The 15,765-nt window shown below is 69.7% G+C and carries 11 protein-coding genes; all 11 read left to right on the top strand.

What is annotated here, in order from left to right:
* The first annotated feature begins 23 nt into the window (after nt 1-23).
* Entirely contained in the window at nt 24-665 is a 642-nt protein-coding gene (locus tag AC6CHX_RS13610; RefSeq protein WP_498273247.1) for a hypothetical protein, read from the top strand.
* Nucleotides 666-730: 65 nt separating this feature from the next.
* Nucleotides 731-2,848: a phosphate acetyltransferase gene (gene pta, locus AC6CHX_RS13605; RefSeq protein ID WP_498273246.1), complete on the top strand. Its 2,118-nt coding sequence runs from the start codon at nt 731-733 to the stop codon at nt 2,846-2,848.
* Nucleotides 2,845-4,065, top strand: coding sequence for an acetate/propionate family kinase (locus AC6CHX_RS13600; RefSeq protein ID WP_498273245.1), 1,221 nt, complete (start codon nt 2,845-2,847; stop codon nt 4,063-4,065). The genes pta and AC6CHX_RS13600 overlap by 4 nt, the downstream gene beginning before the upstream one ends.
* 100 nt (nt 4,066-4,165) lie before the next feature.
* Nucleotides 4,166-4,924 (top strand): HAD family hydrolase, encoded by a 759-nt coding sequence (locus AC6CHX_RS13595; RefSeq protein WP_498273244.1) that lies wholly within the window; start codon nt 4,166-4,168, stop codon nt 4,922-4,924.
* The gene (locus AC6CHX_RS13590; protein ID WP_136040731.1) at nt 4,921-7,425 is read left to right on the top strand and encodes a glycoside hydrolase family 65 protein; all 2,505 of its coding nucleotides are present in this window, start codon (nt 4,921-4,923) and stop codon (nt 7,423-7,425) included. Before AC6CHX_RS13595 ends, AC6CHX_RS13590 begins: the two co-directional genes overlap by 4 nt.
* Before the next feature lie 164 nt (nt 7,426-7,589).
* Nucleotides 7,590-9,863 carry a DNA polymerase III subunit gamma and tau gene (locus AC6CHX_RS13585; RefSeq protein ID WP_498273243.1) on the top strand — a complete coding sequence of 758 codons (2,274 nt, stop codon included), beginning with the start codon at nt 7,590-7,592 and terminating at the stop codon, nt 9,861-9,863.
* The gene (gene recR, locus AC6CHX_RS13580) at nt 9,863-10,456 is read left to right on the top strand and encodes a recombination mediator RecR (RefSeq protein ID WP_136040642.1); all 594 of its coding nucleotides are present in this window, start codon (nt 9,863-9,865) and stop codon (nt 10,454-10,456) included. Before AC6CHX_RS13585 ends, recR begins: the two co-directional genes overlap by 1 nt.
* Entirely contained in the window at nt 10,453-11,370 is a 918-nt protein-coding gene (locus tag AC6CHX_RS13575) for a DMT family transporter (protein ID WP_498273242.1), read from the top strand. The genes recR and AC6CHX_RS13575 overlap by 4 nt, the downstream gene beginning before the upstream one ends.
* 262 nt (nt 11,371-11,632) lie before the next feature.
* Entirely contained in the window at nt 11,633-12,913 is a 1,281-nt protein-coding gene (locus tag AC6CHX_RS13570; RefSeq protein WP_136040640.1) for an aspartate kinase, read from the top strand.
* Between the two features lie 219 nt (nt 12,914-13,132).
* Nucleotides 13,133-14,200, top strand: a complete 1,068-nt coding sequence (locus AC6CHX_RS13565) for an aspartate-semialdehyde dehydrogenase (RefSeq protein WP_498273241.1) — start codon at nt 13,133-13,135, stop codon at nt 14,198-14,200.
* 83 nt (nt 14,201-14,283) lie between these two features.
* On the top strand, nt 14,284-15,756 hold the full coding sequence (locus AC6CHX_RS13560; RefSeq protein WP_498273240.1) for a malate:quinone oxidoreductase: 1,473 nt from the start codon (nt 14,284-14,286) through the stop codon (nt 15,754-15,756).
* Nucleotides 15,757-15,765 lie beyond the last annotated feature (9 nt).

The following is a 15,765-nucleotide window of genomic DNA, read 5'->3' as shown; positions in this document are numbered from 1 at the left end:
GCAAGCCCGCGGCGAAGAGGCCCGTGACCAGGCGCGGGAACACGCGGAGGCGACGGAAGCCGGGCGCGCGTCGGCAGGCCGCGATCAGGCTCCGCCGCCGGAAGATCCTGCAGCGTGTGCTCCTGTCCGTCGGAGCCGTCGTGTTCACCGCCGGGCTTCTCGTGCTCATCCCGCTCGGCCTCGCGCGCGACCCGGCCCCGATCTGCATCGACGAGCCGCGCACGTTCCCTGCGGCGGGCATCGAGGGATGGAGCGGGGAGCAGCTCGAGAACGCGGCGACGATCGTGCGCACGGCGGCCGGCCTCGGCTTCGACCGCGACGGACAGATCCTCGGGGTGATGACGGCGATGGGCGAGAGCAGCCTCCGCAACATCGACTACGGCGACTGGGAGACGCGCGGGTTCACCAACCCCGACGGCTCGCGCACGACGAGCATCGGACTGTTCCAGCAGCAGGACTGGTGGGGGAGTGCCGAGCAGCGGATGGATCCCGCGACCGCCGCGACCCTGTTCTTCGACCGCCTCGGCCGGCTTCCCGGCTGGCAGGCCATGGTGCCCTCGCACGCGATCCACCGTGTGCAGATCAACATGGATCGCGACTACTACTCGCAGTTCCAGGCGGATGCCACGGCGGTCGTCGACGCGCTGTCGGGGCCGTGCGAGTGATGCCGAAGCAATAGTCCCGGTACGACGCCGGGCGGGTTCACGGATGCCGCGCCTAAGCTGAAGCCGTGGCGCAGAGCATCTACATCACCTCGGCCGAAGGCCATACCGGAAAGTCGACGATCGCCCTCGGGGCGCTCGACGCACTGATGCGTGTGTCGCCGCGGGTGGGGGTGTTCCGCCCGATCGCACGTTCGGTCACCGAACGCGACGACATCCTCGAGCTGATGCTGGCGCACGACGGCGTGCAGCTCGACTACGAGGACTGCATCGGCGTCACCTACGACGACGTGCGCAGCGATCCGGAAGCGGCGCTGTCGACGATCGTCGCGCGGTTCAAGGCCGTCGAGGCGCAGTGCGACTCCGTCGTCATCATCGGCAGCGATTACACGGATGTCGCCAGCCCCGCAGAGCTGGGCTTCAACGCGCGGATCGCCGCCAACCTCGGCGCCCCGGTGCTGCTCGTCCTCAGCGGTCGCGATCAGCAGCGCCAGGCCGAGCAGCTGGGCACGACGACCGCTCGCGCCGCCGCTGCCGTCGGGCAGATCGCGGAACTGGCGCTGTCCGAGCTCGCGGCAGAGCGCGCCGAGCTGTTCGCGGTCGCCGTGAACCGGGCCGATCCCGACGCACTCGAGGCCGTGATTGCTGCGGTGCGCTCGGTGCTGCACGACGACCGGACGCCGGTGTGGGCGATTCCGGAGGACCGCGCCCTCGTCGCCCCCTCGATCCGCGGCATCCTCTCGGCCGTCGACGGGGAGCTGCTCAAGGGCGACGACGACCGCCTGGCGGCGGAGGCACTGACGATCGTGGTCGCGGGGATGTCGATGGTCAACGTGCTGCCGCGGCTCACCGAGGAGGCGGTCGTGGTGATCCCGGCCGACCGCACCGAGGTTCTGCTCGCCGCGCTGCTGGCCGACTCGTCCGGCACGTTCCCGCGCATCGCCGGCATCATCCTGAACGGCCCCTTCCCGCTGCCGGAGCCGATCCTGCAGCTGCTCGACGGATTCGCGTCGACGGTTCCGATCATCACCACCGACCTGGGCACGTACGACACCGCGGTGCGGGTGATGGGAGCCCGCGGCCGGATCTCCGCCGATTCCCGCAGCCAGTACGACCGGGCGCTCGGCCTGTTCCAGGCGCACGTGGACATCGCCGAGCTGACCGAGCAGCTCGGGCTCGCCGAGTCGCGGGTCGTGACGCCGCTGATGTTCCAGTACGGACTCATCGAACGCGCCAGAGCCGACCGCCGACGCATCGTGTTGCCGGAGGGCGGAGACGACCGCATCCTGCGTGCCGCCGCCACTCTGCTGGCCAGAGAGGTCGCCGACCTGACGATCCTGGGCGACGAGGCATCCATCCGCGCTCGCGCCGTCGAGCTCGGCGTCGACATCGCCGCGGCCCAGGTGCTCAGCCCCACCGACCCCGAGCTGGTCGAGCGCTTCGCCGCGGAATATGCGCGACTCCGCGCCCACAAGGGCATCACGCTCGCCCAGGCGGCAGACACCGTGACCGATGTGTCGTACTTCGGCACGATGATGGTGCACCTCGGCCTCGCCGACGGGATGGTCTCCGGCGCCGCGCACACGACAGCGCACACCATCCGTCCGTCGTTCGAGATCATCAAGACCAAGCCGGGAGTGAACGTCGTCTCGAGTGTGTTCCTGATGGCGCTCGCCGACCGCGTGCTCGTGTACGGCGACTGTGCCGTGATCCCCGACCCGACGAGCGAGCAGCTCGCCGACATCGCCATCTCCTCGGCGACGACGGCCCGTCAGTTCGGCATCGACCCGCGCGTGGCGATGCTGTCGTACTCGACGGGCGAGTCCGGCACCGGCGCCGACGTCGACAAGGTACGCGCCGCGACCGCCCTCGTGCGCGAGCGGGCGCCCGAGCTGCCGGTGGAGGGCCCGATCCAGTACGACGCGGCAGCGGATGCCGCGGTCGCGAAGGCCAAGCTCCCCGATTCGGCCGTGGCCGGGCGCGCGACGGTGTTCGTGTTCCCCGACCTCAACACCGGCAACAACACCTACAAGGCGGTGCAGCGTTCGGCCGGTGCCGTCGCCATCGGACCGGTGCTGCAGGGGCTCAACAAGCCCATCAACGACCTGTCCCGCGGCGCGCTGGTCGCCGACATCGTCAACACCGTCGCGATCACCGCGATCCAGGCGCAGGGAGATTCGGCATGAGCGCGATCCTGGTCATCAACAGCGGGTCGTCGTCGCTGAAGTACAGCCTGATCGACATCGAGCAGGAGAACCTGCTGGCGAGCGGTCTCATCGAGCGCATCGGCCAGGACGCCAGTCCCGTCGCGCACACCGTCCGTCCGGAGACCGACGGGACGGCCATGCCGACGATGCTCGATGCGACCTACCGCGATGAGCGCCCGATCGCCGATCACGCCGCCGCCTTCGAGATCATGCGCGAGCAGTTCGCCGCGCACGGGCCGTCGCTCGAGGAGCATCGCCCGGTCGCCGTCGGACACCGCGTGGTGCACGGCGGTGCCCGCTTCTACGCCCCGACGCTGATCGACGCCGATGTGGAGCGGCAGATCGACGAGCTCGCGGTGCTCGCGCCGCTGCACAACCCCGCGAACCTGGCCGGCATCCGCGCCGCTCGCGCCGTGTTCGATCAGGTGCCGCACGTCGCCGTGTTCGACACCGCCTTCCACCAGACGCTCCCGCCCGCCGCGTACACCTACGCGATCGATGCCGCGCTCGCCGCGGAGCACCGGGTGCGCCGCTACGGCTTCCACGGCACGAGCCACCAGTACGTGAGCGAGGCCGCGGCAGCGTTCCTCGGCCGCGACCTCGGCAGCCTCCGACAGCTCGTGTTCCACCTCGGCAACGGGGCATCCGTGACGGCGATCGACGGCGGTCGCTCGGTCGAGACCTCGATGGGACTCACCCCGCTCGAGGGTCTGGTCATGGGCACCCGCTCCGGCGACCTCGACCCCGCGGCGCTCGTGCACCTGTCGCGTCGTGCCGGCCTCTCGATCGACGACCTCGACTCGCTGCTCAACACTCGCAGCGGCCTGGCCGGTCTCACCGGGCGCAGCGACATGCGCGACATCCTCGCCGGAGTGGAGGCGGGAGACGACGCGGCGATGCTGGCCTTCGACGTGTACGTGCACCGCCTGCGCGCCTACGCCGGCGCGTACATCGCGCAGCTCGGGGGAGTGGATGTCATCTCCTTCACCGCCGGCGTCGGCGAGAACGCGGCGGCGGTGCGGGCGGCCGCAATGGCGACCCTCGGATTCGCCGGTGTGGAGCTGGATGCCGCCCGCAACGAGGTCAGGGAGCGGGGCATCCGTCGCATCTCCACGAATTCCTCTCCGGTGGCGGTGCTCGTGGTGCCCACCGACGAGGAACTGCAGATCGCGCGCCAGACGGCCGAACTGCTCTGATCGGCCCGCCGGGGTTACCTCCCGGCGCGCCACAGCATTACGCTTGCACAGTGGCACGGAGCGGTGCCGGCCCGACGATCGCCCTTCTCCTGGAGGCTCTGTGCCAGAAGCACTGCCCGACCTGTTCCACGCCGAAGGCGTACTGTTCGACCTCGACGGCGTGCTCACCCCGACCGCCGAGGTGCACATGCGGGCCTGGAAGGTCGTGTTCGACGACGTGTTCGCCCGCTGGGGGATCGCGCCGCCCTACACCGACGCCGATTACTACGACTACGTCGACGGCAAGAAGCGCTACGACGGAGTGGCGAGTCTGATGCACAGCCGCAACGTCGAAGTGCCCTGGGGCGCGGTCGACGACGACCCCTCGGCCGAGACCATCTGCGGGATCGGCAACCGCAAGAACGCCGCTTTCGCGGAGTCGCTGCGCGGGCAGGGGATAGCGCCGTACCCGGGCTCGCTCGCCCTCGTCGAGGCTCTGCATGCCGCGGGTATCCCGCTCGGTGTGGTGTCGAGCTCCAAGAACGCCGAGGAGGTGCTGGCCGCCGCCGGCATCCGCTCCTTCTTCCGGGTCGTCGTGGACGGTGTCGTGGCCGAGCGTGACGGCCTCGCCTCGAAGCCCGCAGCCGACATGTTCGCCGCCGGTGCCACAGCCCTCGGAGTGGATCCGGCCCGCTCCGTCGCCGTGGAGGATGCCACCTCCGGTGCCGCTTCCGCCGCCGCAGCCGGCTATGCGTCCGTGATCGGTGTCGACCGGGGAACCGGAGCGGACGCCCTCCGAGCCGCCGGCGCGACCGTCGTCGTCGACGACCTGGCCGTGTTCGCCCCCGATTCCCGCACCGACACCCCGGAGACCGCATGATCGACCGCGACCGCTTCCCCGTCGACCCGTGGCGTCTGATCGACACGCACTACTCGGAGGAGGGCGTCGGCGAGACGTTGTTCTCCGTCGGCAACGGCTACCTGGGCCTGCGCGGCAACCACATCGAGGGTCGCGGCGCCCAGGAGCACGGCACGTTCATCAACGGGCTCCACGAGACCTGGCCGATCCGCCACGCCGAGCAGGCCTACGGCTTCGCCGAGGTCGGGCAGACGATCGTCAACGCCCCCGACGCCAAGGTCATGCGCGTCTACGTCGACGACGAGCCCATCTCGCTCGACGACGCCGATGTGCGCGAGTACCGCCGCACGCTCGACCTGCGCACCGGGGTCCTCGAGCGTCACGTCGTCTGGGAGACCCCGTCGGGCAAGCGCGTCCGGATGCGCGACGAGCGCATCGTGAGCTTCGAGGAGCGGCACCTCGCGGTGCTGCGGCTCGAGGTCGTCGTCGAGAACGCCGACGCGCCGGTCACGATCAGCTGCCAGCTGCTGAACCGCCAGGACGGCGCGGGCGTGTACGCCGGCACTCCGATCGGGACCAAAGCGGCGTTCGACCCCCGCAAGGCCGAGAAGATCGCCGACCGCGTGCTGGAGCCCGCCGAGCACTGGCAGGACGGGATGCGCTCCGCGCTGTCATACCGCGTCGCGGACTCCGGGATGACGGTCGCCGTCGTGGCCGACCACGTGGTCGAGACCGAGAACGAGTACAACGCCCGCACGCTCGTGGAGCCCGACATCGCGAAGAACGTGTTCCGCGTGCAGGCCAAGGCCGGCGTCCCCATCACGGTCACGAAGCTGGTCAGCTACCACACCTCCCGAGGCGTGCCGCCGCGCGAGCTCGTCGACCGCTGCCGTCGTTCGCTCGACCGCGCGGCCGCTGAGGGCGTCGAGACCGTCTTCCAGCGTCAGCGGGCCTGGCTCGATGCGTTCTGGGAGCGCAGCGACGTGCAGATCGGCGGCCGCGACGACCTGCAGCAGGCCACCCGCTGGTGCCTGTTCCAGCTCGCCCAGGCCTCCGCCCGCGCAGACGGCGCCGGCGTCCCGGCGAAGGGCGTCTCCGGTTCCGGCTACAGCGGACACTACTTCTGGGACACCGAGATCTACGTGCTCCCGTTCCTCACCTACACGTCGCCGCGGTGGGCGTACAACGCACTGCGGGCGCGGGTGAAGATGCTCCCCGCTGCGCGTCGCCGGGCTGCACAGCTCAACGAGGCGGGGGCGCTCTTCCCGTGGCGCACCATCAACGGCGAGGAGGCATCCGCGTACTACGCGGCCGGCACCGCGCAGTACCACATCAACGCCGACATCAGCTTCGCGCTCGGCAAGTACGTGCGCGCGACCGGTGACGAGGAGTTCCTGCGGCGCGAGGGCGCCGACATCGCGATCGAGACGGCCCGGCTGTGGGCGACCCTCGGATTCTGGCGCGCCTCCCGGCTGGTGGAGGAGACGGATGCCGGCGACGGGATCGAGACCTTCCACATCCACGGCGTCACGGGGCCGGACGAGTACACCACGGTCGTCAACGACAACCTGTACACGAACGTCATGGCACGCTACAACCTCCGTTACGCGGCCAAGATCGTCCGCGAGATCCGTGAGAACCACCCCGAGGACTACGTGAAGCTCGTCGATCGCACGGGGCTCGGCGTCGGCGAGGCTGAGGCGTGGGACCGCGCGGCGGAGGCGATGTACATCCCCTACAGCGAGGGCCTCGGCATCCATCCGCAGGATTCGCTGTTCCTCGAGCGCGAGGTCTGGGATCTCGCCAACACGCCCGCCGAGCAGCGACCGCTGCTGCTGCACTTCCACCCGCTGGTGATCTACCGGTTCCAGGTGCTCAAGCAGGCGGATGTCGTGCTGGCGCTGTTCCTGCAGGGCAACCACTTCTCGCCCGAGGAGAAGAAGGCCGACTTCGACTACTACGATCCGCTGACCACGGGCGACTCGACGCTCTCGGCGGTCGTGCAGTCGATCCTCGCCGCCGAGGTGGGGTACCAGGATCTCGCGCAGAGATACTTCGAGCAGTCGCTGTTCGTCGACCTGCACGACCTGCACCACAACGCGGCCGACGGAGTGCACGTGGCCTCCGCCGGCGGAGTGTGGACGGCGCTGGTGTGCGGCTTCGGCGGCATGCGCGACTATGCCGGCGACCTGAGTTTCGACCCACGGCTGCCGGCCGACTGGCCGTCGCTGTCCTTCCCGCTGCAGTGGCAGGGATCCACGCTGCAGGTGACGGTCACCAAGGACGAGCTGCGCGTGCAGGTGCGCAGCGGCCCCCCGGTGCCGTTCAGCGTGCGGGACACCGCGTACTTCGCGACGGTCGAGGACGAGGTCGTGGTGCCGCTGGCGGATCAGGGTCCGTTGATCCCCGGGCGCCCGACGCTGCGGCAGTTCGCCGACGCCCGTCGCGAGGACGGCACGCGGATGTCGGCATCCGTCCCGGTGATCACCACGGCCATTCCGGTGATCGAGTCGATCGACTGAGTCTCGTCGCCGCCGAGCTTCGTCGCCGCCGAGCCACCCCTTTCTGTGCGAGCCACCCCTTTCCGTGCGCACACAAAGGGGTGGCTCGCACGCAAAGGGGTGGGCCGGGACGCCGGGGAGCCGCCGACCCGCCGAAGGTCGGTGGCACGCCGTAGGCTGTTGAGGTGACCACAGCCCTCTACCGCCGCTACCGACCCGAGACGTTCGGCGAGATGATCGGGCAGTCCCAGGTGACCGACCCGCTCATGACGGCGCTGCGCGGCGATCGGGTCGGCCACGCGTACCTGTTCTCCGGCCCTCGCGGCTGCGGCAAGACGACCTCCGCGCGCATCCTGGCGCGCTGCCTGAACTGCGCCGAAGGGCCGACCGACGTGCCCTGCGGCGTCTGCCCGAGCTGCGTCGAGCTGTCGCGCGCCGGTGGCGGGTCCCTCGACGTCGTCGAGATCGACGCGGCCAGCCACAACGGCGTCGACGACGCCCGTGACCTGCGTGAGCGCGCCACCTTCGCGCCCAGCCGCGACCGGTACAAGATCTTCATCCTCGACGAGGCGCACATGGTCACCCCGCAGGGGTTCAACGCGCTGCTCAAGCTCGTGGAAGAGCCGCCGGAGCACGTCAAGTTCATCTTCGCGACGACCGAGCCCGAGAAGGTCCTCGGCACGATCCGCTCCCGCACGCACCACTACCCGTTCCGTCTCGTGCCGCCCGCGGCGATGCTCGAGTACGTCGAGAAGCTCTGCGCCGAAGAGGGCGTGATCGTCGAGCAGGGTGTGCTGCCGCTCGTCGTCCGCGCCGGTGGCGGCTCTCCCCGAGACACGCTCTCGCTGCTCGACCAGCTCATCGCCGGGTCCGACGCGCCCGCCGGCTCCGAGACCGTGACGGTCGGCTATGCGCGTGCCGTCTCTCTGCTCGGATACACGCACGGCGCCCTCCTCGACGAGATCGTCGACGCGCTCGCCGCCGGAGACGCCGCGGCCGCGTTCCCCGCGATCGACCGCGTCGTGCAGACCGGTCAAGACCCGCGGCGCTTCGTCGACGACCTGCTCGAACGGCTGCGCGACCTGATCGTCATCGCGGCCGTCGGCGCCGGCGCTTCGGCCGTCCTGCGCGGCATCGCCGAAGACGACCTGCAGCGCATGCGCGGCCAGGCAGAGACCTTCGGCGCCGCGCGTCTCTCGCGCACCGCCGACGTGGTGAGCGCGGCCCTCGACGACATGTCGGGGGCGACGTCTCCGCGCCTGCACCTCGAGCTCATGGTGGCGCGCGTCCTCGCCGGCGCGACGGATGCTGCCGCTGCGGCGCCGGCGGCTCCCGCTGCCGAGCGGGCAGCAGCGCCCGCGCGGCCCGTGGCGTCCTCGGGGCCCGCGGCACCTGCGCCCTCGACGCCTGCAGCCGCTGCCTCATCGGAGTCGGACACGCCAGCCGAGGCGCCGGCTGCCGCCGCCTCACCCACGTCGCCGGCGGCTGCTGCTTCGTCTCCCGCTGCGACGGGTCAGACCCCGACCACCGAGGCCGAGGCGCCCGCTCCGGAGGAGACCGCGCCGGCCGCACCCGAGCCCGCCGCCCCGCGAGGGCCGGTCACGTTCGACGCCATCCGTGCATCCTGGCCCGCTGTCCTCACCAGGCTCGAGGGCATCAGCCGCACGTCCTGGCTGCTGGCCACGGCGGTGCAGCCGCTGGCGTACGTCACCGACACCGAGGTGCTGACGCTCGGCTTCACGAGCCAGCATGACGTCGCGAAGTTCAAGGGCACCACTCCGGGTTCCGGGCCTTCGGACCACCTGCGGTCCGCGATCGAGCATGAGCTCGGAGTGCGGGTGAAGTACCTTCCCGCGCCGATGCCCGCGGGTGGTGCTCCGCGCCAGTCCGCGGCATCCGGTCCCTCGGCGCCTGCCGACTCCGCTCCCGCATCGGAGCCTGCGTCAGCGGGTTCTCCCCGCTCGCAGGTCCGTGGCGCGTCGGCCTCCGCCGTGACGGAGTGGGCGGTCGCACCGATCCCCACCGCGCAAGAAGAACCGGCGAGTGCTCCGCCTGTGTCGGCTTCGCCGCTGCCCGTCGACGAAGAGCCCGAAGAGGTCGAGGCGGCGGCATCCGCGCCCGTCCCGCCGTCCGATGGAGCGATCGATCGCGATGAGCCTCCGCTTCCCGGCGACGACGATGCTCCGGCCCTCGATGACGAGCCGCCCTACGATCCTTCGTACGAGCCGCCGGTCTCACGGCAGTCTTCCCCGCAGCAGTCTGCGCCGCAGCGAACCGCTCCGCAGGTTCCGCAGCCACCTGCCCCGCAGATGCAGCGTGCGGCAGCCCCGCCGGTCGTCATCGAGCGCGCCCCCTCGGTCGGGGGAGTGCAGCGCTACGGTGAGGCCGTGATCCGCCAGGTGCTCGGCGCGACGTTCCTGCGCGAAGAGCCCTACGAGCCCCCGACGAGGTTCAACTGATGTATGACGGCATCGTTCAGGAGCTGATCGACGAGTTCGGTCGGCTCCCCGGCATCGGCCCGAAGTCCGCCCAGCGGATCGCGTTCCACATCCTGCAGACGCCGACGTTCGACGTCGCGCGCCTGGCGGAGCTTCTCAGCGAGATCCGGATCCGGGTGCGGTTCTGCGAGATCTGCGGCAACGTCGCCGAGCAGGAGCGGTGCGCCATCTGCCGCGACCCGCGCCGCAGCCAGACGCTGATCTGCGTGGTCGAAGACGCGAAAGACGTCGCTGCCATCGAGCGCACGCGTGAGTTCCGCGGGCTCTACCACGTGCTCGGCGGGGCCATCAGTCCCATCGCCGGCATCGGCCCCGACGACCTCCGCATCACGCAGCTCATGACGCGTCTCGCCGACGGCACGGTGCAGGAGGTCATCCTCGCCACCAACCCCAACCTCGAGGGGGAGGCGACCGCGAGCTACTTGAGCCGGCTGCTCACGACGATGCAGATCACGGTGTCCCGGCTCGCCTCCGGGCTGCCCGTCGGCGGCGACCTCGAATACGCCGACGAGGTCACCCTCGGTCGTGCCTTCGAGGGCCGGCGCATCCTGTGACCCCGAATGCGGGCTTCTCGCGTCGCGGCTGGCTTCTCTTCGGGGCCATGGCGTTGCTGTGGGGTGTGCCGTATCTGTTCATCAGCGTCGCGGTCGAGTCGTTCTCCCCGCCCGCGATCGTCGCCGGGCGCACTCTCATCGCCGCACTGCTGCTCCTGCCTTTCGCCATCCGCAGCGGAGCGCTCCGGGCTGCGCTGAAGAACTGGCCGTGGGTGCTGGCCTTCGGTGCGGTCGAGATGGCCGGCCCTTTCCTGCTGCTCGGGCACGCCGAGATGACGCTGCCGTCCGGCATGACCGGACTGCTGGTGGCGACCGTTCCGCTCTTCGCCGCGCTGATCGCGCTCGGCGGGGGCGACCGCGGAGTGCTGCGGCCCGTCCGCGGGATCGGACTTCTCGTCGGCTTCCTCGGCGTCGCGGTCGTGGTTGCCGGTCCCGGTCTCTTCGGCGGCGAGGTCAGCCTGCTGGCAGCGGGGGAGGTGCTGCTGGTGGCCGTGCTCTACGCGATCGCCCCGTTCATCGTCGCGCGCAAGCTGAACGACGTCCCTTCGCTGGGCACCATCACCCTGTCGCTGTTGATGATCGGTGTCTTCTACCTCCCGATCGGTCTTCTCACGCAGCACGAGGTCCCCACGCTGCCGTCGATCGCGGCCCTCCTCGCGCTCGCCGTGATCTGCACCGCGGTGGCGTTCCTCGCCTTCTTCGCCCTGATCCGCGAGGTGGGCCCGGTGCGCGCACCGCTGTTCACCTACGTGAATCCGGTGGTCGCGATCATCCTCGGCGCGATCGTCCTCGCCGAGCCGTTGACGCCCGGGCTGCTGCTCGGCTTCCCGCTGATCATCATCGGCTGCTGGTTCGCCGCCACGGGCGGCCGTCTGCGTCCGGCATCTCCCACAGCGCTCCCTCCCGCCCTCTGACCCGCGTTCCTCCCCGTAGTCGGCTTCCGCCCCCACTCGCGCTGTCGCATTCGCCGAGTGCACGGCTTGTCGCCGAGCGCACGGCCTGTCGACGCCGACGTCCCGTGCACTCGGCAGCTTCCCATGCACTCGGCACCCGCGGGGCACCCGCGGGACATGCGGGGGAGATGCGCGGGGCGTGGATGACACATGCGCAACGTGGCATACGCGCCGATCGTAGAATGAGCGTGGGCGGATCCGCCCGACATCCCAGGGAGTGATCGTGGCCCTCATCGTGCAGAAGTACGGCGGCTCGTCCGTCGCCGACGCAGAGAGCATCAAGCGCGTCGCCAAGCGCATCGTCGACACCCGTCGTGCCGGTCACGACGTCGTCGTGGCGGTCAGCGCCATGGGCGACACCACCGACGAGCTGCTCGAACTGGCGAACGAGGTCGCCCCGATCCCGGCGCCGCGAGAGCTCGACATGCTCCTCTCCAGCGGAGAGCGCATCTCGATGGCGTTGCTGGCGATGGCGATCCACTCGATGGGCTTCGAGGCGCGGTCGTTCACGGGCAGCCAGGCGGGCATGATCACCGACTCGCAGCACGGTGCCGCTCGCATCGTCGATGTGACCCCGGTGCGTCTGCGCGAAGCGCTCGACGAGGGCGCGATCGTGATCGTCGCCGGATTCCAGGGCTTCAACCGCGACACCCGCGACATCACCACTCTCGGCCGCGGCGGCTCGGACACCACTGCCGTCGCCCTCGCCGCCGCTCTCGACGCCGACGTCTGCGAGATCTACAGCGACGTGGACGGCATCTTCACCGCGGATCCGCGCGTGATCCCGAAGGCGCAGAAGCTCGATCACGTCTCGAGCGAGGAGATGCTCGAGCTCGCCGCCAACGGCGCCAAGGTGCTCTACATCCGCGCCGTAGAGTACGCACGCCGTCATGGCGTCCTCATTCACGCTCGGTCGACGTTCTCGTCGGCCGAGGGCACATACGTTCTGGGCGAGGGTATGAAGAACCCTCGCGAAGCCGAGGGAGCAGTCATGGAAGAACCGATCGTCGCCGGGGTCGCCACCGACTTCAGCCAGGCCAAGATCACGGTCGCGGGCGTGCCCGACGTCCCGGGCAAGGCTGCCGAGATCTTCAAGATCGTCGCGAAGTCCGGCGCCAACGTCGACATGATCGTGCAGAACGTGTCGGCCACCGGGCGCACCGACATCTCCTTCACGGTCCCCAAGGCGGATGCCGCCGGCGCGCTCAAGGCGCTGGCGGGGGACCAGGCCGAGGTCGGCTTCCAGAACCTGATCCACGACGACCAGATCGGCAAGCTCTCGGTCGTCGGCGCGGGGATGCGCACGCACTCCGGTGTCTCCGCGACGCTGTTCGAGGCGCTCTCGGCCGGCGGCATCAACATCGAGATGATCTCGACGTCCGAGATCCGCATCTCCGTGGTCCTGCGCGACACCGACCTGACCGAGGCCGCACGCACCGTGCACACCGCCTACGGGCTCGACGGGGAGTCCGACGCCACGGTCCACGCCGGCACCGGCCGCTGATCTCTGGCGGCTGCCCGACGATTGACCGAGAGATGGACGATTCGCGGAGGGATTCCACGAATTCGTCGGCGTATCGTCACCCGCACCGTGAATCGTCCGCCTCGCCTCGGACCACGGTAGACTCACCGAAACCCTGACACCGGCGCCAGGCGCAGCATCCGCATCCCGACGCCGCGCCCGAAGCCTCGTACGCAGCACCGCACGACGCCAAGGAACATCATGACCCGCATCTCCGAATCAGGACTCTCCGTCGCCATCGTCGGCGCCACCGGCCAGGTGGGCACCGTCATGCGCGAGATTCTCGCCGAGCGGTCGTTCCCGATCCGCGATCTGCGCCTGTTCTCCTCCGCGCGTTCCGCCGGCACGGCGATCGAGTTCGGTGGCGCGACGGTCATCGTCGAAGACGTCGAGACGGCGGATGCCGCCGGCATCGACGTCGCCCTGTTCTCCGCCGGGGCCACGGCGAGCCGCGCCTACGCTCCGCGTTTCGCTGCAGCCGGTGCCGTGGTCGTCGACAACTCCAGCGCCTGGCGTATGGACCCCGAGGTCCCGCTCGTCGTCAGCGAAGTGAACCCGCACGCGATCGACGAGCGCCCCAAGGGGATCATCGCGAACCCGAACTGCACCACGATGGCCGCGATGCCCGTGCTGAAGGCGCTGGATGCCGAAGCCGGCCTCGAGCGTCTGATCGTCTCCACCTACCAGGCCGTCTCCGGCTCCGGTCTCGCCGGTGCGCAGGAGCTGCTCGGTCAGGTCGAGGGCGTGCTCGCCCAGGGCGACACCCTGCGTCTCGTGCACGACGGCTCGGCGGTCGACTTCCCGGAGCCCGAGAAGTACGTCGCGCCGATCGCGTTCGACGTGATCCCGTTCGCCGGCAACCTCGTCGACGACGGCGACAACGAGACCGACGAAGAGAAGAAGCTCCGCAACGAGAGCCGCAAGATCCTCGAGATCCCCGGCCTCCGTGTCGCGGGCACCTGCGTGCGCGTCCCGGTCTTCACCGGTCACTCGCTGTCGATCAACGTCGAGTTCGCCCGTGACATCACGCCCGAGCGTGCCCGCGAGGTTCTGAGCGCGGCGCCCGGCGTCGTACTCGACGAGGTGCCGACGCCGCTGCAGGCCGCAGGCAAGGACCCGAGCTTCGTCGGACGGATCCGTGCCGATCAGTCCGCGCCCGAGGGCAAGGGGCTCGTCCTCTTCATCAGCAACGACAACCTGCGCAAGGGGGCTGCGCTGAACGCCGTGCAGATCGCCGAGGTCCTCGCGGAGCGTCTGGTCATAGCCTGACGGTATCCCCGCGATGTGGAACCGCTCTGGCAGGGGCGGTGCACATGGTCTGCGAGCGCGTGCCCGCCACCTAGACTGGTTCGGTGACAGAAAACGTCGATGTCGTCCTGATCGGCGGTGGCATCATGAGCGCCACCCTGGGTACTCTCCTGCACGAGCTGCAGCCGGAGTGGAAGATCGTCGCCTTCGAGCGACTCTCGGATGTGGCTCAGGAGAGCTCGAACCCGTGGAACAACGCCGGCACGGGGCACGCCGCCCTGTGCGAGCTGAACTACATGCCGCAGCAGGGCGATGCTCCGCTCGACCCCGCCAAGGCCGTGTCGATCAACGAGCAGTTCCAGCAGAGCCGCCAGTTCTGGTCGTCGCTGGTCGAGAAGGGTGTGCTGGACGCGCCGTCGACCTTCATCAACGCGACCCCGCACATGACGTTCGTTCGCGGTGAGAAGGATGTCGCGTACCTCAAGGCCCGCTACGAGGTGCTCAAGGAGCAGCCGCTGTTCGCCGGCATCGAGTACAGCGAGGACTCCCGCGTCATCAACAAGTGGGCGCCGCTTCTCATGCAGCAGCGTCGCAAGGGTGAGCCGTTCGCCGCGACGCGCGTGCCGGCCGGCACCGACGTCGACTTCGGAGCCCTGACGCACCAGCTCTTCGACCACCTGACCGAGTCGGGTGTCACGCTGCGCACGAACCACGAGGTACGCAGTCTCAAGAAGCAGAAGGACGGCGGCTGGCTGGTCAAGTACCGCACGACCATCGGTCGCACCCCGAACGAGGTCAAGGCGCGCTTCGTGTTCGTCGGTGCGGGCGGCTGGGCTCTCAAGCTGCTGCAGAATTCTGGCATTCCCGAGATCAAGGGCTACGGCGTCTTCCCGATCGGCGGCCAGTTCCTCAAGACCACGAACCCGAAGGTCGTCGCCCAGCACAAGGCGAAGGTGTACTCGCAGGCATCCGTCGGTGCTCCGCCGATGTCGGTACCGCACCTCGACACCCGCGTCGTCGGCGGCGAGTCCTCGCTCATGTTCGGGCCCTTCGCGACGTTCAGCCCGAAGTTCCTCAAGAACGGATCGATGCTCGACATCGTCTCGCAGGTGCGCACGCACAACCTGCTGCCGATGCTGCAGGTGGCCGTGAAGAACCCCGACCTGATCACGTACCTGGTCGGCGAGCTGTTGAAGAACCACGCCAAGAAGGTCGACAGCCTGCGCACCTTCATGCCGACCGCCAAGGACGAGGACTGGACTCTCATCGACGCCGGTCAGCGCGCCCAGGTCATGAAGAAAGACCCGAAGAAGGGCGGCATCCTGCAGTTCGGTACGGAGGTCGTCTCGTCGGCAGACGGATCGATCGCCGGTCTCCTGGGCGCATCGCCCGGTGCATCGACCGCGGTGCCGATCATGCTCGAGCTGCTCAAGGCCTGCTTCCCGGAGGAGTACCCGGGCTGGGAGCCCGAACTCCGGGCCCTGATCCCCACGTTCGGCGAGAAGCTGAACACGGATGCCGCACTCGCGGAGAAGTCCACCGAGGCGACCGCCGCCACCCTCGGCATCAACGTCTGAGTCCGCACC

Source organism: Microbacterium sp. GQ128, from assembly GCF_059758615.1.
This window is presented reverse-complemented; position numbering and strand designations above follow the sequence as displayed.

Bases quoted from the DNA above. Each gene is read 5' to 3' on its own strand.
- AC6CHX_RS13600 (WP_498273245.1), top strand. From the start codon at position 2,845: ATGAGCGCGATCCTGGTCATCAACAGCGGGTCGTCGTCGCTGAAGTAC.
- AC6CHX_RS13565 (WP_498273241.1), top strand. From the start codon at position 13,133: ATGACCCGCATCTCCGAATCAGGACTCTCCGTCGCCATCGTCGGCGCC.
- AC6CHX_RS13590 (WP_136040731.1), top strand. From the start codon at position 4,921: ATGATCGACCGCGACCGCTTCCCCGTCGACCCGTGGCGTCTGATCGAC.
- recR (WP_136040642.1), top strand. From the start codon at position 9,863: ATGTATGACGGCATCGTTCAGGAGCTGATCGACGAGTTCGGTCGGCTC.